Below are 17855 nucleotides of genomic sequence, written 5' to 3'. Positions count from 1 at the left end.
GGCAGTCCCCGCAGAACGAGGAGAACCCATGACCACCCCCATCACCGTCGACGGCGTCGAGGGCGTCAAGAGCATGGTCGGCAAGGAGGTCGGCCCCACCGACTGGGTCGAGGTGACCCAGGAGATGGTCAACCTCTTCGCCGACGCCACCGGTGACCACCAGTGGATCCACGTCGACGTCGAGCGCGCCAAGAAGGAGAGCCCGTTCGGCGGCCCGATCGCGCACGGCTTCCTGACCCTGTCGCTGATCCCGCGTTTCCTGCCGCAGCTGTACAAGTTCACCGGCTTCGGCATGGGCGTCAACTATGGCCTGGAGAAGGTGCGCTTCCCCTCCCCGGTGCCGGTGGGCGCCAAGCTGCGCGCCAAGGCCAGCATCGACGAGGTCACCGACATCAAGGGCGGCGTGCAGGTGCTGACCACCGTCACCTTCGAGGTCGAGGGCTCGCCCAAGCCGGCGTGCGTGGCGGCCAGCGTCGTCCGGCAGCTGGTCTGATGTCGGGCTCGCCGGCCGGGTCGGCCACGCTGCCGGCCCGGCTGGCGGCCCTCGACACCTGCGCGCTCTCCGACGCCCTCGACGGCTACGGGCGCGCCGGGGTCCTCTCCGGGGTGCGGCCGCTGTGGCCGGTGCCCCGGGTCGTCGTCGGCCGGGTCCGCACGCTGCGGGTCGGCCCCCGGGAGCCCGGGTCCGGACCCACCGTCCACCTCGGCACCCGGCTGATCGAGACCGCCGAACGCGGGGACGTCGTCCTCGTCGACGCCGGCGGCCGCACCGACGTCTCCTCCTGGGGCGGCATCCTCAGCACCGCCGCCACCCAGGCCGGGATCGCCGGCATCGTCATCGACGGCGCCTGCCGCGACATCGGCGAGAGCGAGCAGCTCGGGCTGCCGGTGTTCGGGAGGGCCGTCGTCCCCACCAGCGCCCGCGGCCGCATCGTGCAGCTGGGCATGGACGAGGAGATCACCGTCTGCGGCGTCCCGGCGCGGACCGGCGACCTGCTCGTCGCCGACGTGTGCGGCGCCGTCGTGGTGCCCGCGGACCTCGCCGAGCCGGTGGTCGAGCTCGCCGAGCGGATCGCCGCCCGCGAGCGCGACATGGTCGCCGCGGTGCGCTCCGGGCGCTCCGTCGTCGACGTCATGCACGACTCGCAGTTCCCCAGCCCCCGCTGACCCAGACCAGGAGCCCCATGAGTGCCCCGCTGCCCGTCTCCGAGTTCGCCGGGCTGCCCACGGCCGCGCTGTCCGACGCGATGGACCGCCTGGCCCTGCCCGCCGCCTGCCAGGGCGTCAAGCCGCTGGCGCCCGGGCAGCGGCTGCTCGGGCGGGCCTTCACCGTCCGGTACGTGGCCACCGGCCGGCCGCCTGGCACCGTGGGCGACTTCGTCGACGACGTCCCCCCGGGGGACGTCGTCGTGATCGACAACGGCGGCCGCGAGGACTGCACCGTCTGGGGGGACATCCTCACCGCGGTCGCCTCGCAGCGCGGCATCGCCGGCACCGTCATCGACGGCGTCTGCCGCGACGTGCACCGGGCCCGCGACATCGGCTACCCGGTCTACAGCCGGGGCTGGTTCATGCGCACCGGCAAGGACCGGGTGACCGTCTCCGACGTCGGCGCGCCGGTCAGCGTCGCCGGCATCCGGGTGCGCGCCGGCGACCTGCTCGTCGGCGACGACGACGGCGTGGTGGTCGTCCCGGTCGAGTACGAGCAGGAGGTGCTCGCGATCACCCGGGAGATCGAGGAGCGCGAGGGCGCCATCCTCGCCGCCGCCTTGGCCGGCAGCAGCCTGCGCGAGGCGCGTGCCGCGCAGGGCTACCACGAGCTGCAGCGCGCGAGCGAGAACCGGTGAGCGGCTGGAACGGAGACCTCGTCGCGCGGGCGGCGCACCTGGGCGCGTCCACCGTCCACGAGGCGGCCGGGCGGATCGGGGCGCTGCCCTCGTCGATCGGCGCCCTGTACCGTGAGCAGCCGCCGATCGCCGGCCCGGCCGCGACCGTGCTGTGCCCCGACGGGGACAACCTCTGGCTGCACCGCGCGATCTACGCCGCCGCCCCCGGCGAGGTGCTGGTCGCCGAGGTCGGCACGGGGGAGGACTTCGGCTACTGGGGCGAGATCATGGCCACCGCGGCCCAGGAGCGGGGCATCGCCGGCCTGGTCATCAGCGGCTGCGTGCGCGACGCGGTGCAGATGCAGCGGCTCGGCTTCCCGGTGTTCAGCACCGGCACCTGCATCCGCGGCACGGTCAAGGACCCGCTGCGACCGGGCGCTCTCGGCGGCCGGCTGCGCCTCGGCGACGTCCACGTCTCGCCCGGTGACCTCGTCGTCGGCGACGCCGACGGGGTGGTCGTCGTCCCGGCCGACCAGGCGGAGGCGGCCGTCACCGCCGGCGAGGCACGCGAGCGCGAGGAGGCCGGCGTGATGGCGCAGCTGCGCGCGGGTGCCACGACGCTGGAGCTCTTCGGCCTGCCGGGAGGCGCGCGATGAGACGGTCGATCGAGGTCGAGGGGCTGCACCACGGCGGGGTGCCGATCCCGATGGCCTGCCGGGTGGGGCCGCTGCTGGTCTCCAGCAGCGTGCTGGGCCAGGACCCGGTCACCGGGGACCTGCCCGACGACGTCGCCGCGCAGGTCGCCCTGGTCTTCGCCAACGTGCGGCGGGTGCTCGAGGCCGGCGGGGCGACCACCGACCACGTCGCCAAGCTGACGTTCCACGTGCGCGACCGCTCCGCCCGCGCCGCGATCGACGAGCACTGGCTCGCCATGTTCCCCGACCCGGCCGGCCGGCCGGCCCGGCACACCGTGCCCGGCGACCTGCCGCCGGCCTTCCACGTGCAGTGCGAGGTCATCGCCTACGTGACCGACGACCCCGGAACCGAGGAGACCCCGTGATCATCGACGCCCACGCCCACGTCGTCGCGCCGGAGGTGTTCTACGCCTACCGCGCCCAGCTGCTCGGCAGCGGCGGGTACCACCAGGACCCGCCGAAGATCACCGACGAGGCGCTGGCCCAGGCGGCCGCGGCCAACGTGGCGATCATGGACGGCGTCGGCACCGACGTGCAGTTCATCTCGCCGCGGCCGTTCCAGCAGATGCACTCGGCGAAGCCGGCCGAGATCGTGCACCGCTGGATCCGCGCGAACAACGACGTCATCGCGAGGTCGGTCGCGCTGCACCCGGACCGGCTGGCCGGGGTCGCGGGCCTGCCGCTGTGCGCCGGAGCGCCGGTGCAGTCCTGCCTCGACGAGCTGACCCGCGCCGTCGAGGACCTCGGCTTCATCGGCGTCAGCCTCAACCCCGACCCGTACGAGGGCACCGGCGGCGACACCCCGACCCTCGGCTCCGAGTTCTGGTACCCTCTGTGGGAGAAGCTGGTCGAGCTCGACGTGCCGGCCCTGATCCACTCCGCGGGCTGCTACAACGGCCGCGAGGTCTACAGCGACCACTTCATCACCGAGGAGTCGATCGCCGTCCTCTCGCTGATGCGCTCGCGGACGTTCCTCGACTTCCCCGACCTGAAGATCATCGTCGGCCACGGCGGCGGCTCGATCCCCTACCAGATCGGCCGCTGGCAGGCCGCCCGCCTCGCGCCGGGCCTGGGCAAGGACGCCCTCGAGGAGCGGTTCGAGGAGTCGCTGCGCCGGCTGTGGTTCGACACCGTGCTCTACAACCAGGCGTCGCTGGCCTACCTGTTCCAGACCGTGGGCGCCGACCGCTGCCTGTTCGGCACCGAGAAGCCGGGCAGCGGCTCGGTCACCGACCCGGCGACCGGGCGGCCGTTCGACGACCTCAAGCCGGTCATCGAGGGCATCGGGGCGCTGACCGACGCCGACCGCCGGGGGGTCTTCGAGGAGAACGCCCGGAAGGTGTTCAGCCGCTGGAAGGGTCCGCAGCCGGCATGACGGCGCTCGCCGCGGAGGAGCTCGCCGACCTGCGGGCGACCGTCTCCGGTGCGCTGGCCCCGGCCTGGGACGCGCCGCAGACCGCGGGCCGTCCCGAGGCCGGCGACACTGCGCTGCGGGCGGCCTGGGAGATCGCCGTCCGGCAGGGCTGGACCGAGCTCGGTGGCGAAGGTGCCCTCGACGCCCTGATCGCGGTCACCGGCGAGCTCGGCCGGCTGGCCTGCCCGCTGCCGCTCGCCGACGCCTACGTCGCGACCCGCCTGCTCGGCGGCGAGCTCGCCGAGTCGGTCGCCGAGGGGCGGATCCGGCCGGTCGTGGCCGCCGCGGAGTCGGTCTCCGGCGGCACGGTCCGGTTCGTCGAGGCGGCCGGAGCGGCGACGCACGTCCTGCTCCTCCCGGCGGGGGACGGCGATATCCGGCTGGCCCCGGTCGCCGCCGTCCGCCCCACCGCCGGGACGCCGGCGCCGGCCTGGTCCGACGTCGACGTGACACTGGAGGGTGCGGCGACCGTGCCCGTGACCGCCGGGGACGCCGGGGCCGCCCGCACGGTGCTCCGGCTGGCCCTGGCCGCGCGGGCGTACGGCGCGGCGGCGCGCTCGGCGGACATGGCGCTCGAGCACGCGAACCTGCGGCACCAGTTCGGCCGCCCGATCGGCGCGTTCCAGGCGGTCTCGCACCGCTGCGTGAACGGCGCCATCGACGTCGCCGCCTTCGCCGCGCTGGCCGAGGAGGCCGTGCGGCTCGGCGTCGACGGGGACCCGGCCTGGGTGCTGGCCGCCGAGCTCGCCGTCGCGCACGCGGCGGCGACCGCGGCCCGGGTGCAGTTCGGGGCGCACCACACGCTCGCCGCCGTCGGGTACTTCGAGGAGCACGCGGCGCCGTGGCTGTTCCGCCGGGTGCACGCCGACGTCACCCGGCTGGCCGCCCTGCCGGCCGCCTCCGGGGAGCCGGCGGACCTGCTGCTGGAACCCGGCGCCGGCCTGCCGCCGCTCGACCTGGGGGAGCAGGCCGAGGCCGCGCGCGCCGAGGTGCGCGCCTTCGTCGCCGAGCGGGTGCCGGCCGGGCTCACCGGCGAGGACCCGGCCCTGCTCGACCTGCTGGCCGACGCCGGCTACCTCGCCCCGGGGCTGCCCGCCGAGTACGGCGGCCGCGGTGCCGACCCCGCCGAGCAGGTGGCGATCGGCGAGGAGCTCACCTACGCCGGGCTGGCGCGGCAGTCCCGCGTGGCGGCCGGGATGCTCGGCCCGTCGATCGCGGCGCACGGCAGTCCCGAGCAGCGGGCGCAGTTCCTGCCGCTGATCAGCCGCGGGCGGATGCCGTTCTACCTGGGCTACTCCGAGCCCGAGATCGGGTCCGACCTCGCCCACCTGCGCACCGGCGCGCGCCGGGACGGCGAGGACTGGGTGGTCAACGGGCAGAAGATGTGGGGGACAGGGGCGCACACGGCCGAGTGGATCTGGCTGGCCGCCCGCACCGACCCCGAGGCGCGCGCGCACGCGGGGATCACCGTGTTCTGCTTCCCGGTCGGGCTGCCCGGCTGGAGCATCCAGGAGCACCGGTCGCTGGGCGGGGAGATCTCCTGCTCCTCGTTCTTCGACGACGTGCGGGTACCGGACTCGGCCCGGATCGGCGAGCCGGGCGCGGGCTGGCGGGTGCTCACCGAGGCGCTGGCGCACGAGCGGATCCACATCGCCTCGGGAACGGCCCGGTTGCTCCGGCTGTTCGACGACCTGCTCGGCGTCCTGCGGGCCGACCCGGCGGCGACCGGGGAGCGGGGGTCCGCGGCCCGCGCGACCCTCACCGGGCTGGCGGTGCGGCTGCAGGCGGCCCGGGCACTGGTCGCGTCCAGCACGCGGCGGGCACTGCAGGCGGGCAGCGACCCCGCGGCTGCCGCCATGGCCAAGATCATCGGCAGCGAGCTCGAGGAGGACCTCGGCGTGGCGGTGCTCCAGCTGCTCGGCCCGGCCGCGGCGCTGGCCGACGGGCCCAACGCGGGGGCGCCGCAGACGTTCGAGGAGTCCCTGCGGCTGTCGATCATGATGGTGGTCTCGGGCGGGACCAACGACATCCAGCGCAACCTGGTCGCGCGGGCCCTCGGCCTGCCCCGCTGACGTCGTCCCGTGAGGGGCAGAGATGGCCATCTCTGCCCCTCAGGGGCCCTCGGGGTCAGTGGAGGTAGCCGCCGCCGTCGCAGACGATCGTCTGGCCGGTGATCATCCGGGCGTCCGGGCCGCAGAGGAACGAGACCAGGCCGGCGAGGTCCTCCGGCCGGACCCGCCGCCGGATCGCCTGCTGGGCCATCGTGCGGTCGAAGTCCTCCTCCGAGTTGTACTGCTCGGTGCCCGGGGTGGCGACCTGCCCGGGCATGACCGCGTTGACCGTCACCCCGGCCGGGCCGAGCTCCTTGGCCAGCACCCGGGTCATGCCGATGACCGCGCCCTTGCTCGCGACGTAGGCCAGCTGCCCGGGGCTGCCGGTGAAGAAGGTCCGCGAGGCGACGTTGACCACGCACCCCCGGTCGCTCGCGACCAGCCACGGGTGGGCTGCCTGGGTGGCCAGTGCGTACCCGACGGCGTTGACGGTCAGGTACCGGAGCAGCTCGTCCTTGCCCGATTCCAGGTACGGACGGCGCGGTGAGATCAGCCCGGCGTTGTTCACCAGGACGTCGACCCCGTCCGCCCGCTCGGCGACGTCGGTCATGGCGGCCTGCAGCTCGTCGGGCTCGGTGACGTCGCAGCGCACCCAGTCCGTCGTCGCGGCGTCGTCCGGCTCCACGACGTCGAGGACGGTGACCCGGTGGCCGTCGGCGCGCAGCCGCTCGGCCAGCGCCCGGCCGATGCCGCGGGCGCCGCCGGTGACGACGGCGGTCGCCGGGGTCACCACGTCAGGCGCAGCGGCAGGGCCTGCGGCCCGCGGTTGACGAAGCTCCGCAGGTAGTCGATGCCGTCGGGGTCGACCGCCAGCTCGATCCGCGTGGTGCTGCCCAGCAGGGCCTCCAGTGCCACCCTGCTCTCCAGCCGGGCGAGGATGTTGCCCAGGCAGGAGTGCACGCCCTTGCCGAAGGCCAGGTGCGCCGAGGGCGCCCGGCGGGCCAGGTCCAGCTCGTCCGGGCGCTCGACCAGGGCGGCGTCGCGGTTGCCCGAGCCGTACATCACCTGCACGCGGGAGCCGGCGGGGATCGGCACCCCGCCGACCTCGGTGTCGCGGGTGGTCATGCGGAACAGCCCCTGGATCGGGGACTCCAGCCGCAGCGACTCCTCGATGAAGTAGGAGAGCCGGGCCGGGTCGGTGCGCAACCGGTCGGCGAGCTCGGGGTCGCCGGCCAGCAGCACCATGCTGTTGCCGAGGTGGTCGGTCGTCGTCACGTTGCCGGCGATCAGCAGCTCCATGACGAACCGGGTCGAGTCGTGCCGGGGCAGCCCGGCGGTGCGCTCGGCGGCGGCGATCGTGTGGAGGATCGTGTCCTCCTCCTCGGCGGCCGCGGCGGCCTCCAGGGACGGCGCCAGCAGGTCGGCGAACTCCTTGGCGATGCGCACGATGTCGGCCGGGTCGGCGGCGTGGTTGCCCACCGTGGCGGCCAGTTCCTCCGACAGCCGGCGGAAGGAGGCGGTCTCCTCGTCCGGCACGCCCAGGACGGTGGTGATGACGGCGATCGGCAGCGGAACGGCGAACTCCGCCATGAAGTCGACCTCGGTCCGCCCGCGCATGTCCTCGACCAGGGCGGTGCACAGTTCCCGGATGCGCGGCTCGAACTTCGCCAGCCGGCTCGGCGTGAACGCGCGCTGCACGAGCCTGCGGCGCTCGGAGTGCTCCGGCTCGTCCGACAGCAGCAGGAACGGCACCCGCTTGGCCATCTCGCTGTCCGGCGGGATCGGCGGCGCGCCGATGGCGTTGCGCGAGCTGAAGGTCTCGTGGTCGCGGAGCACGGCGTCGATGTCGTCGGCGCGGGTCACCAGGTAGGCGTTGGCGGCCTCGACGAAGGTCACCCCGCGCTCGCGCAGCTCGGCGTAGCCGGGGAAGGGGCACCGCAGCGCCTCCGGCTCGAGCCTCGCGGCGGCGTCGATCAGCATGTGTCGTCCCCTTCCTCGGCCGGGCCCCGGTGCCCGTCGGCCGGGCCGTGCCCGGCGCCGCACGCGCCGGCGCACCGGCGGTGCCGGCCCGGCGGGCGATCGGTCGGAGACTTGCACTGTCCCTGCCTCCCGTCAAGGAAGCGACTCAAGAGACCGGAGCCACAGAAACGGGTGGTCCGACCGCCGTTCGCACGCGTCTGAGCTGCGAGTTTGTCGCCGAGAGCCCCCGCACCGGAGGCCCCGGATCGGCCACCGTCCTTGCGCCACGCGGAAACGTTTGTCGCATTCTTGACGGTGACCACCGTCACGCATACCTTCGCCATGCCCCCGCCGAACCCTGGCGGTGCTGGCGGAGACGACGCGGAGGAGCGAGATGACTGACCAGGTGGCCGCCCTCGAGGCGCGGATCGCGGAGCTGGAGAACCGGGTCGCCCGGGCCGAGGACATCGAGGCCATCCGGCGGCTCCAGTACACGTACGGCTACTACCTCGACAAGACGTACTACGAGGAGGTCGTCGATCTGTTCGCCGACGAGGGGGCGCGCGTGCACTTCCTGCACGGCGTCTTCCACGGCAAGGAGGGCGTCAAGCGCCTCTACACCGGCCGCTTCATGACCAAGTTCGCCGAGGGCCACAACGGGCCGCGCTACGGCCGCCTGCTCGACCACCCGCAGATGCAGGGGATCATCACGCTGTCGGAGGACGGGCAGTCCGCCAAGGCCCGCTTCCGCTCGGTGATGCAGGCCGGCACGCACGAGACCGTGCCCGGCTTCCGCCAGTGGTTCGAGGGCGGCATCTACGAGAACGAGTACGTCAAGCAGGACGGCGAGTGGCGGATCAGGGTCCTCAACATGCGGTCGTTCTGGCAGGGCGACTTCGACAAGGGCTGGTCGCGCTCCCCGGTCGAGTACGAGGGCTACCTGACCGAGACCTACCCGAACGACCCGCACGGTCCCGACGAGATCGTCGACGACTGGAAGATGTTCCCGCACACCGAGACGATGCCGTTCCACTACGTGCACCCGGTGACCGGCAAGCAGGTCCAGAACTGACCGCCGGCGACACGGATCCCAGGGAGCACTGATGGCCACCATCGTCGGGGCGATCGGCACCTCGCACAGCCCGATGCTGCTCACCAACCCCCGCCTCTGGCGGGAGCGGGCGGCCCAGGACCGCACCAACAAGGAGCTGCACGACACCTCCGGCCGGCACGTCACCTTCGACGAGCTGTCGGCCGCGGTGGGGGAGCGGTACGCCGACCAGCTCACCGACGAGGTGTGGGAGCAGCGCTACGCCGCCTGCGTGCAGGGCATGGACCGGCTCGCCGCCGACCTCACCGAGCTGCGGCCCGACGTCCTCGTGGTCATCGGTGACGACCAGGAGGAGGTCTTCGACGCGACCAACCAGCCGTCGATGGCCGTCTTCTGGGGCGACAGCTGGGAGACCGGGACGATGGAGGGCGCCCCGCCCGGGGAGTTCTTCGAGGCGGTCAAGACCGGCTACGCGATGGACGCCGTCCACAAGTTCGACGGCCACCCCCAGCTGGCCCTCGACGCCATCCGCGGCCTGGTGGCCCGCGAGTTCGACGTCGCCAGCATCGCCAGCACGCCGCCCGGCCACGGGTTCGGGCACGCCTACGGCTTCATCATCCAGCGGCTGCTCGGCGAGCGGACCGACGTCCCGGTCGTGCCGGTCATGCTGAACACCTACTACCCGCCCAACCAGCCGTCGGCGAAGCGCTGCTACGACTTCGGGGTGGCCCTCGGCGCGGCCATCGAGGCCTCACCGGTCGAGGCCCGGGTGGTGCTGGTGGCCTCCGGCGGGCTGTCGCACTTCGTCGTCGACGAGGAGCTGGACCGCCGCGTCCTCGACGGCATCGCCGACCGGGACGCCGGGTCGCTGCGGACCATCCCCGACGAGCTGCTCAACGCCGGCTCCTCGGAGATCCGCAACTGGGTCGCCGTCGCCGGCGCCATGCACGACCGCGCGGTCGCGTGGTCGGAGTACGCCCCGTGCTACCGCACGGCTGCGGGCACCGGCTGCGGCATGGGCTTCCTCCGGTGGCAGTGACCCGATGACCGGTGCGACGGCTGCCGCCACGCCGCGGCAGCAGGGAGACGGCGCGGCGCCGCTGCTGCGGGTGGAGGACGTCAGCGTCCGCTTCGGCGGCGTCGTCGCCCTCGACGGACTCTCCTTCGACGTGTCGCGGGGGAGCATCTGCGGGCTGATCGGACCCAACGGCGCCGGCAAGACGACGATGTTCAACGTCGTCAGCCGCGTGTACGAGGCGAGCTCCGGCCGGGTGCTGCTCGACGGCACCGACCTGCTCCGGCTGCCCGCGCACCGGATCGCCGAGGTGGGCGTGGCCCGCACGTTCCAGAACATCGCGCTGTTCCCGTCGATGACGGTGCTGGACAACATCACCGTCGGCGCGCACTCGCGAGGTTCGGGCGGCTGGGTGCGGTCGGCACTGCGGCTCGGCACCCGCCGCAACGACTCCGCCGCCCGCGCCGACGCGATGGCGCTGCTGGAGCGCCTGGGCCTGGCGGACCTCGCGCTGCGCCCGGTGGCCGGGCTGCCCTTCGGCACCATGAAGCGGATCGAGCTGGCCCGCGCCATGGCCGCCCGCCCGAAGCTGCTGCTGCTCGACGAGCCGGCCAACGGCCTCACCCACTCCGAGGTCGACGAGCTCGGCGCGGTGATCCGCGGCCTGCGCGACGACTTCGACCTGTCGGTCCTCCTGGTGGAGCACCACATGAAGATGGTGATGAGCGTCAGCGACCGGGTGACGGTGCTGAACTTCGGCCGGCGGATCGCCGACGGGACCCCGGCCCAGGTGCAGCGCGACCCGGCGGTCATCGAGGCCTACCTGGGCGGCGACGTCCACGACGCCGGGACGACGGGCGGGCGGCACCGTGGCTGAGCCGCTGCTGCAGCTGTCGGACGTGCACGCGGCCTACGGCGCCGTCGAGGTGCTCCGTGGACTCGACCTGACCGTCGGCGACGGCGAGGTCGTCGTCCTCCTCGGGGCCAACGGCGCGGGCAAGACGACCACGCTGCGCGCGATCTGCGGCATGGTCGGCACCCGCGGGTCGGTCCGGCTGGGCGGCACCGAGCTGACCGGGCGGCCGACCGAGTGGATCGTCCGGCAGGGCATCTCCCACGTGCCGCAGGGGCGCGGGGTCTTCGGCGTCCTGAGCGTCGAGGAGAACCTGCGGGTCGGGGCCTGGAACCGCCGGGACGCCAAGGGCATCGAGGCCGACATGGAGCGCTGGTACGGCGTCTTCCCCCGGCTGGCCGAGCGCCGCACCCAGCTGGCCGGCGGCATGAGCGGCGGTGAGCAGCAGATGCTCGCCATCGCCCGCGGGCTGATGGCCCGCCCGCGGCTGCTGCTGCTCGACGAGCCGTCGCTGGGGCTGGCCCAGATCATCACGCGCGAGCTGTTCGCCCAGCTCGAGACCATCAACCGCGAGGAGTCCGTCTCCATGCTCATCGTCGAGCAGAACGCCGAGCTCGCGCTGTCCTTCGCCTCCCGCGGGTACGTGCTCGAGTCCGGGTCCATCGTGCTGTCGGGCAGTGCCGACGAGGTCCGCGGCAACGAGGACATGCGCCGCGCCTACCTGGGCTACTGACGGGACCGCCGACGTGTCACCCAACATCGACAACCCCGCCTACCTGCTCACCCTGCTCACCGGCGGGCTCACCAACGGTGCGCTCTACGCGCTGGTCGCGCTGGCGATCGTGCTGGTCTACAAGACGACCAGCCACATCAACCTCGCCCAGGGCGAGATGGCCACGCTCGGCGCCTTCGCCGTCTTCGAGCTGATCCGGAACGGCGTGGACGTCTGGCCGGCGATCGCGATCGCGATGGTCCTGTCCTTCGCCTTCGGCGCCGGCCTGGAGCGGGGGCTGATCCGGCCGCTGGAGCGGCGCGGCATCTTCCCGGTCATCCTCGCCACGCTGGCGCTCTTCCTGATCATCAACGCAGGCGTCGCCATCATCTGGGGGACCCAGCCGGTAGCCCCGCCCCGGCCGTTCCCCGGTGGCATCGAGGACAAGATCGACGTCATCGGCGGCGCCCCGCCGTTCTTCGTCACCCACGTGTCGCTGGGGGTCCTGGGTGTCCTGGTCGCGCTCCTGCTCGGCCTCTGGCTGCTGCTGGAGAAGACCAAGCTGGGCCTGGGCTACCGGGCGGTCGCGGCCAACCGCGAGGCCGCCGAGGTCATGGGCATCCCGGTCGGCCGGATGTACATGTTCGGCTGGGGCATCGCCGCGGCGCTGGGCACGCTGGCCGCCGCTCTCGTCGCGGAGACCGCGGGCGCCCTGGACTTCAACTCGATGGGCGCGATCCTCATCTTCGGCCTGGCCGCGGCGACCCTGGGCGGCTTCGACAGCGTCCCGGGGGCGGCGGTGGGCGGCCTGGTGCTCGGGCTGGTCATGGCCTTCGTGCCCGGGCTGTTCACCGTCATCAAGGGCGACCTGAGCCTGGTCATCGCGCTGGTCGTCGTCCTCGTCGTCCTCCTGGTCCGGCCGCAGGGCCTGTTCGGGACCAAGACCCTGGAGCGGGTGTGAGCACCGCACGCGTCGTCCGCGAGGGCTCGCGGGCCCACCGCGTCTGGCAGGGGAGCGGCCTGCTGCTGGCCGTCCTCGTCGTCCTGGCCCTGCCGCTGCTGGCCGGCGACTTCCGGATCGGCCAGTTCAGCCTGGTGATCGCCTACGCGGTGGCGGTGCTGGGCCTCAACCTGGTCACCGGCTTCACCGGTCAGGTGTCCCTCGGTCACGGCGCCTTCTTCGGGATCGGCGCCTACACCACGGCGATCCTGGTGACCGACCACGGCTGGGCCTGGGCGGCGACCGTGCCGGTGGCCGCGCTGCTGGGCCTGGCGCTGGGCTTCGTCGTCGGCGTCCCGGCCCTGCGCCTGCACGGCCTCTACCTCGCGGTCATCACCCTCGCCGTCGGCGTCGCCTTCCCGGTCGTGGTCAGCCAGCCGGTCGGCATCGCGCTGGGCACCGGCGGCGTGGCGGGCAAGACCGTGCGGATCGCCTGGGACAAGCCGAGCTGGTTCGGCCTGGACGTCTCCGACCGCGGCTGGATGTTCCTCGTCATGGCGGCGATCGCCGGGGTGCTGTTCTGGCTGGCGACCGGTCTGGTCCGCAGCCGGGTCGGCCGGTCGATGGTCGCGCTGCGGGACAACGGGACCGCGGCGGCGATCTCGGGCGTCTGGCCGGCGGAGGTGAAGACGGTGGCGTTCGCCGTCAGCGCCCTGTTCGGCGCGATCGGCGGCTCGCTCTACCTGCTGACCACGCCGATCGTCAGCCCGACGACGGTGGGCTTCACGATCACCCTGCTGTTCATCACCGCGATGGTGCTGGGCGGCGCCGCCACCGTCTCCGGTGCCTGGATCGGCGGCCTGGCCATGGTCTTCCTGCCGTACTACACGGCGGAGTGGGCCGGCCAGATCCCGCTGTTGCGCGAGCTCACCGACCAGCCGGGGCTGTTCGCCAACGTGATCTACGGCGTCATCCTCATCGTCTTCATCTACTTCGTGCCCGCCGGCCTGGTGCCGCTGCTCACCCGGCTTCGCACCCGCTTCCTGGTGATCGTCCCGCCCGAGGCCGCGACGGTGGCGGGTTCCTCGGGCAGCGACACCACGCCGGGCGCGCCCGACGGCGGACTGGCCGGCCCGACGCCGGCCATCGGCGGGCCGCTGCGGCCCGCTGCCGAGCACCACCCGTCCCAGCACGACCCGTCCCCCGACCCCGGGCAGCCCGCCCGGGGTGTGCCCTCAGTCCGTGGCTCCGGCCAGGAGGAGAGAACTCGATGACGAGAACGTCCCGCTCGATGGCGCTGGCCAGCGCCGGCCTGCTGCTGTTGGGGGTCGCCGCCTGCGGGGACACCCGGAGCGAGGGCAGCTCCGGTGGCGGTGGCGGTGGGCAGACCAACGAGGAGGGCCAGTTCGTCGTGGACACCTCCGCCTGCCCGGAGGACGCCACGACCGAGCTGGCCGAGGGCGAGCCGATCCGGATCGGCACCAGCCAGCCGCTGAGCGGTCCGCTGGCCGTGGCCGGCGCGGCGAACGTCTCGGGCTTCAACGCCTACATCGAGAAGGTCAACGCCGACGGTGGCATCGACGGCCACCAGCTCGAGCTGGTGGTCAAGGACGACGCCTTCGACGCCGCCCGCGCGGTCACCAACGCGCAGGCCTTCGTCGGCGAGGAGGCCGTATTCGTCAACCTGTCGCAGATCGGCACCCCGCAGATCAGCGCCACGCAGCCGATCTACGAGCAGGCTTGCGTGCCGCAGCTGTGGTCCATCACCACCGGGGCGGCCTTCGCCGACCCGGAGGAGCACGAGTGGACGATCAACGGCATCCCGCCGGCGCCGGTGGAGGCCAAGGCCATCGTCGACTACATCGCCGAGCAGGTGCCGAACGGCACGGTCGCCGAGATCAAGGGCTCCGACGCGCTGGCCGAGGACTTCGGCACGGCCCTCCCGGCGCTCGCCGAGGAGGCCGGGCTGACCGTGCAGGAGGCGCAGACCATCCCGGCCGGATCGACCAACATCGACGCCCAGGTGTCGGCGGCGGTCGCCGGTGAGCCGGACGCCATCGTGCTCGAGGCGCTGCCCAACTACGCGCCGGGCTTCCTCACCGGCCTGGCCCGCGCCGGCTACGACGGCCTGGTCGTGCTGAACTCCTCGGCCAACGCGGCGGGGCAGTGGGTCACGCCGTCCGACCCGGCCGGCGAGGGCGCCGTCGTCCCGCTGTTCCGCAAGGACCCGACCGACCCGCGCTGGGCCGACGACCCGGCGGTGCAGGAGTACCTGGCCGACATGGAGGCCGCCGGCGAGTCGCAGGCGGCGCAGTTCGGCAACGCGCTCGACGGCTACAACTTCGCGGTGATGATGGTGCAGAACCTGCGCGACGCCGTCGAGCTGGAGGGTGGCCTGACCCGGGCGAACGTCATGAACGCCGCCTGGAACATGGACATGGAGCGGCCGCTCATGATCAACCCGCAGAACGTCACCAGCGGTCCGGAGGACCCGTACGCGGTGGAGTCCGGCGAGATGGGCGCCTACTCGGTGGAAACCGGCGGCTGGGAGTCGGTCGGCGAGTGGGACTACTCCGGCGAGAGCGCGGCGATCATCGGCCAGGGCTGACCCCGACGCACCCCTCACGGGGCCGTCGCCGGATCCTCCGGCGGCGGCCCCGTCGTCATCCCCGGGCTCACCTCGCGGGGACGAGGTCCTCCCGCTCCAGCGCCTCCCGGTCGGACTCGAGGACGTCGGCCGCGGCGACCACGATGTTCGGGTCCGGCCGGCCGACGACGGCCTCGTCCTTGCCCGCGTAGGGCAGTGAGCAGAGGACGTGGCGCAGCGCCTCCAGCCGGGCCCGCTTCTTGTCGTTGCTCTTGATCACCGTCCAGGGCGCGTGGTCGGTGTCGGTGACGGCGAAGATCGCCTCCTTGGCCGCCGTGTAGTCGTCCCACTTGTCCAGCGAGGCGAGGTCGGTGGGGGAGAGCTTCCACTGCCGGACCGGGTCGATCGCCCGGACGATGAAGCGGGTCCGCTGCTCGCGCCGGGACACCGAGAACCAGAACTTGACCAGGTGGATGCCGCTGTCGACGAGCATCCGCTCGAACTCGGGGCACTGGCGCATGAACCGCTCGTACTGCTCGTCGGTGCAGAAGCCCATCACCCGCTCGACGCCGGCGCGGTTGTACCAGGACCGGTCGAACAGCACGATCTCGCCCGCGGCGGGGAGGTGCGCGACGTAGCGCTGGAAGTACCACTGGGTCTGCTCGCGCTCCGAGGGCTTGTCCAGCGCGACCACCGTGGCGCCGCGCGGGTTGAGGTGCTCGGTGAAGCGCTTGATCGTGCCGCCCTTGCCGGCCGCGTCCCGGCCCTCGAAGAGGATCACCACCTGCTGGCCGGTGTCCTTCACCCAGCCCTGCAGCCGCAGCAGCTGGATCTGCAGCCTCCGCTTCTCCCGCTCGTACTCCCGGCGCGGCATCCGCTCGGCGTACGGATAGCCCTCCCGCCAGGTGTCCACGCGCCGGCCGTCGGGGCCGTACAGCTCGCCGTCGTCGTCCCAGTCCTCGTCGGACTGGTCGTCGGGGAGGGCCTTCAGCCGGTACCGGGAGACGTCGATCTCGCTCACGCAGGCTCCTCGCTGGCGCTCGTCGCCGCGTTCGCGGCGCTGCTGTGTCTTCTGGTGAGCTCGCAAGCTCGCTCACGCAGGTCCTGGTACCCGGCCACGGGGTGTCCTCAAGCCCCGCTGCCATGCTGACCGGCGTGTCCGACCCCTTCGACACCGCCGGGCTGCGCCGGCGGGTGCTCGCCGCCTGGACCGACTCGCCCGCCCGCTTCCGCGAGGACGCCAACGCCGAGGAGGACCTCGTGCGCGGCGGCTACCGGGACCGGCTGCTGGTCGAGCTCGCCCAGAACGCCGCCGACGCCGCCGCCCGCGCGGAGGTGCCCGGCCGGCTGCGGCTGGAGCTGGCGGTCGACGGGGCCGGTGGCGAGGTGCTGCGCGCGGCCAACACCGGCGCTCCGCTGGACGCCGCGGGGGTGGCCGGCCTGGCCTCGCTGCGCGCCTCGGCCAAGCGCGACGAGGCCGCGACCGTGGGCCGCTTCGGCGTCGGCTTCGCCGCCGTCCTCGCGGTGAGCGACGAGCCGGCGGTGCACTCGATCTCGGGCGGGGTCGCGTTCAGCGCGGCCCGCACCCGCGCCGAGGTGGCCGCGGTGCCCGCCCTCGGCGGCGAGCTGGCCCGCCGCGAGGGCGGGGTGCCGGTGCTGCGACTGCCCTGGCCGGCCGACGGGCGCCCGCCCGAGGGGTTCGCCACGGAGGTCGTGCTGCCGCTGCGGGCCGGCGCGCGGGCCGCCGTCCGGGCCGCTCTCGACGAGTTCGAGGCCGAGCTGCTGCTGGCGCTGCCCGGCCTGGCCGCGGTGGACGTCGTCGTCGACGGCGCGACCCGCTCGCTGGCCGTGCGGCACGGCGACGACGCGGCCGACCTCACCGACGGCGCCCGGACGACGACCTGGCGGCTGGCCCGGCGCTCCGGCGAGCTGGCGCCGGAGCTGCTCGCCGACCGGCCGGTGGAGGAGCGCGACCGTCGTGCCTACACCGTCACCTGGGCGGTGCCCCTCGACGACGACGGCTGCCCGGTGCCGCTGCCGCTGCCGCAGCGGGTGCACGGCCCGACGCCCAGCGACGAGCCGCTCACCCTGCCCGCCCGCCTGGTCGCCCCGTTCCCGCTGGGGCCCGACCGGCGGCACGTGCTGCCGGGGCCGGTGACCGACGCGCTGGTCGCCGTCGCGGCCGCGGCCTACGCCGACCTGCTCACCGGGCTCCCGGCCGACCGGGCGGTGCTCGCGCTCGTGCCCCGCGTCGGGCTGGCCGCCGCCGAGCTCGACGCGGCCCTGGGCACCGCGGCCCTGGCGCGGCTGCGCGACACCGCCTGGTTGCCGGTCGCCGGGGACGACCGCGAGCGCCGGCGACCGGACCGGGCCGCCGTGCTCACCGAGCCGAGCGAGGAGCGGGTCGCCGCGCTCGCCGACGTGCTGCCCGGCCTGCTCCCGGCCGACTGGTCCCGCCGCACCGACGCGCCGGCCCTCGCCGCGCTCGGCGTCCACCGGGTGAGCACCGCCGAGGCCGTCGAGGCGGTGCGCGGCGTCGACCGGCCGCCGGCGTGGTGGGCGCAGCTGTACGCGGCGCTGGACGGCATCGACCGGGAGGAGCTCGCCGCGCTGCCGGTTCCGCTGGCCGACGGCCGCACGGCGCACGGCCCGGCCGGGGTGCTGCTGCCCGACGAGGGGCTGCCGGTGGCGCGGCTCGGCGCGCTCGGGCTGCGGGTGGCCGCACCCGAGGCCGCGGCGCCGCCGGCCGCCC

The 17855-nt window shown here is 74.0% G+C and carries 18 protein-coding genes; 15 read left to right on the top strand and 3 right to left on the bottom strand.

Annotation, left to right across the window (positions count from 1 at the left end; translation table 11 throughout):
* Positions 1 to 28: 28 nt before the first annotated feature.
* The 7 genes from MY526_RS22710 to MY526_RS22680 are packed head-to-tail and all read left to right on the top strand — an operon-like array spanning position 29 to position 6007.
* A complete protein-coding gene (locus MY526_RS22710) occupies positions 29 to 493 on the top strand; it encodes a MaoC family dehydratase (protein WP_436694904.1) in 465 nt (154 codons plus the stop codon).
* Positions 493 to 1167, top strand: coding sequence for an RraA family protein (locus tag MY526_RS22705; protein ID WP_436694903.1), 675 nt, complete (start codon positions 493 to 495; stop codon positions 1165 to 1167). The genes MY526_RS22710 and MY526_RS22705 overlap by 1 nt, the downstream gene beginning before the upstream one ends.
* Positions 1168 to 1184: 17 nt before the next feature.
* Positions 1185 to 1847, top strand: coding sequence for an RraA family protein (locus tag MY526_RS22700; protein WP_436705141.1), 663 nt, complete (start codon positions 1185 to 1187; stop codon positions 1845 to 1847).
* The gene (locus MY526_RS22695) at positions 1844 to 2482 is read left to right on the top strand and encodes an RraA family protein (RefSeq protein WP_436694901.1); all 639 of its coding nucleotides are present in this window, start codon (positions 1844 to 1846) and stop codon (positions 2480 to 2482) included. Before MY526_RS22700 ends, MY526_RS22695 begins: the two co-directional genes overlap by 4 nt.
* Positions 2479 to 2886: a RidA family protein gene (locus tag MY526_RS22690; RefSeq protein WP_436694900.1), complete on the top strand. Its 408-nt coding sequence runs from the start codon at positions 2479 to 2481 to the stop codon at positions 2884 to 2886. Before MY526_RS22695 ends, MY526_RS22690 begins: the two co-directional genes overlap by 4 nt.
* Entirely contained in the window at positions 2883 to 3896 is a 1014-nt protein-coding gene (locus MY526_RS22685) for an amidohydrolase family protein (RefSeq protein WP_436705140.1), read from the top strand. The genes MY526_RS22690 and MY526_RS22685 overlap by 4 nt, the downstream gene beginning before the upstream one ends.
* Complete coding sequence (locus MY526_RS22680; RefSeq protein ID WP_436705139.1) at positions 3893 to 6007, top strand: acyl-CoA dehydrogenase family protein; 2115 nt, start codon at positions 3893 to 3895, stop codon at positions 6005 to 6007. Before MY526_RS22685 ends, MY526_RS22680 begins: the two co-directional genes overlap by 4 nt.
* A 55-nt stretch (positions 6008 to 6062) precedes the next feature.
* Here the strand turns inward: MY526_RS22680 and MY526_RS22675 are convergent, their stop codons facing one another.
* On the bottom strand, positions 6063 to 6776 hold the full coding sequence (locus MY526_RS22675; protein ID WP_436705138.1) for an SDR family NAD(P)-dependent oxidoreductase: 714 nt from the start codon (positions 6774 to 6776) through the stop codon (positions 6063 to 6065).
* Positions 6773 to 7966, bottom strand: coding sequence for a cytochrome P450 (locus MY526_RS22670; RefSeq protein WP_436705137.1), 1194 nt, complete (start codon positions 7964 to 7966; stop codon positions 6773 to 6775). Before MY526_RS22670 ends, MY526_RS22675 begins: the two co-directional genes overlap by 4 nt.
* A gap of 373 nt (positions 7967 to 8339) precedes the next feature.
* On the opposite strand from MY526_RS22670, the gene MY526_RS22665 reads away from it, so the two are divergent.
* From MY526_RS22665 to MY526_RS22635, 7 genes are read left to right on the top strand one after another with little or no spacing between them, the layout of a single operon-like run.
* On the top strand, positions 8340 to 9017 hold the full coding sequence (locus MY526_RS22665; protein WP_436694895.1) for a nuclear transport factor 2 family protein: 678 nt from the start codon (positions 8340 to 8342) through the stop codon (positions 9015 to 9017).
* A gap of 31 nt (positions 9018 to 9048) precedes the next feature.
* A complete protein-coding gene (locus MY526_RS22660) occupies positions 9049 to 10035 on the top strand; it encodes a hypothetical protein (protein ID WP_436705136.1) in 987 nt (328 codons plus the stop codon).
* Between the two features lie 4 nt (positions 10036 to 10039).
* Positions 10040 to 10888, top strand: a complete 849-nt coding sequence (locus MY526_RS22655; protein ID WP_436694893.1) for an ABC transporter ATP-binding protein — start codon at positions 10040 to 10042, stop codon at positions 10886 to 10888.
* A complete protein-coding gene (locus MY526_RS22650; protein ID WP_436694892.1) occupies positions 10881 to 11597 on the top strand; it encodes an ABC transporter ATP-binding protein in 717 nt (238 codons plus the stop codon). Before MY526_RS22655 ends, MY526_RS22650 begins: the two co-directional genes overlap by 8 nt.
* A gap of 13 nt (positions 11598 to 11610) precedes the next feature.
* A complete protein-coding gene (locus MY526_RS22645) occupies positions 11611 to 12537 on the top strand; it encodes a branched-chain amino acid ABC transporter permease (protein WP_436694891.1) in 927 nt (308 codons plus the stop codon).
* On the top strand, positions 12534 to 13790 hold the full coding sequence (locus MY526_RS22640; RefSeq protein WP_436694890.1) for a branched-chain amino acid ABC transporter permease: 1257 nt from the start codon (positions 12534 to 12536) through the stop codon (positions 13788 to 13790). Before MY526_RS22645 ends, MY526_RS22640 begins: the two co-directional genes overlap by 4 nt.
* Positions 13787 to 15124 carry an ABC transporter substrate-binding protein gene (locus MY526_RS22635; protein WP_436705135.1) on the top strand — a complete coding sequence of 446 codons (1338 nt, stop codon included), beginning with the start codon at positions 13787 to 13789 and terminating at the stop codon, positions 15122 to 15124. The genes MY526_RS22640 and MY526_RS22635 overlap by 4 nt, the downstream gene beginning before the upstream one ends.
* Before the next feature lie 67 nt (positions 15125 to 15191).
* On the opposite strand, the gene ppk2 is transcribed toward MY526_RS22635, so the two are convergent.
* On the bottom strand, positions 15192 to 16124 hold the full coding sequence (gene ppk2 / locus MY526_RS22630; RefSeq protein ID WP_436705134.1) for a polyphosphate kinase 2: 933 nt from the start codon (positions 16122 to 16124) through the stop codon (positions 15192 to 15194).
* Between the two features lie 134 nt (positions 16125 to 16258).
* Here ppk2 and MY526_RS22625 point away from each other — a divergent pair.
* Positions 16259 to 17855, top strand: a 1597-nt coding sequence (locus MY526_RS22625; protein WP_436705133.1) for a sacsin N-terminal ATP-binding-like domain-containing protein, incomplete at its 3' end; no start/stop codon positions are given.

The organism is Geodermatophilus sp. CPCC 205761 (genome assembly GCF_051383655.1).
Classification (GTDB): domain Bacteria; phylum Actinomycetota; class Actinomycetes; order Mycobacteriales; family Geodermatophilaceae; genus Geodermatophilus.
This window is presented reverse-complemented; position numbering and strand designations above follow the sequence as displayed.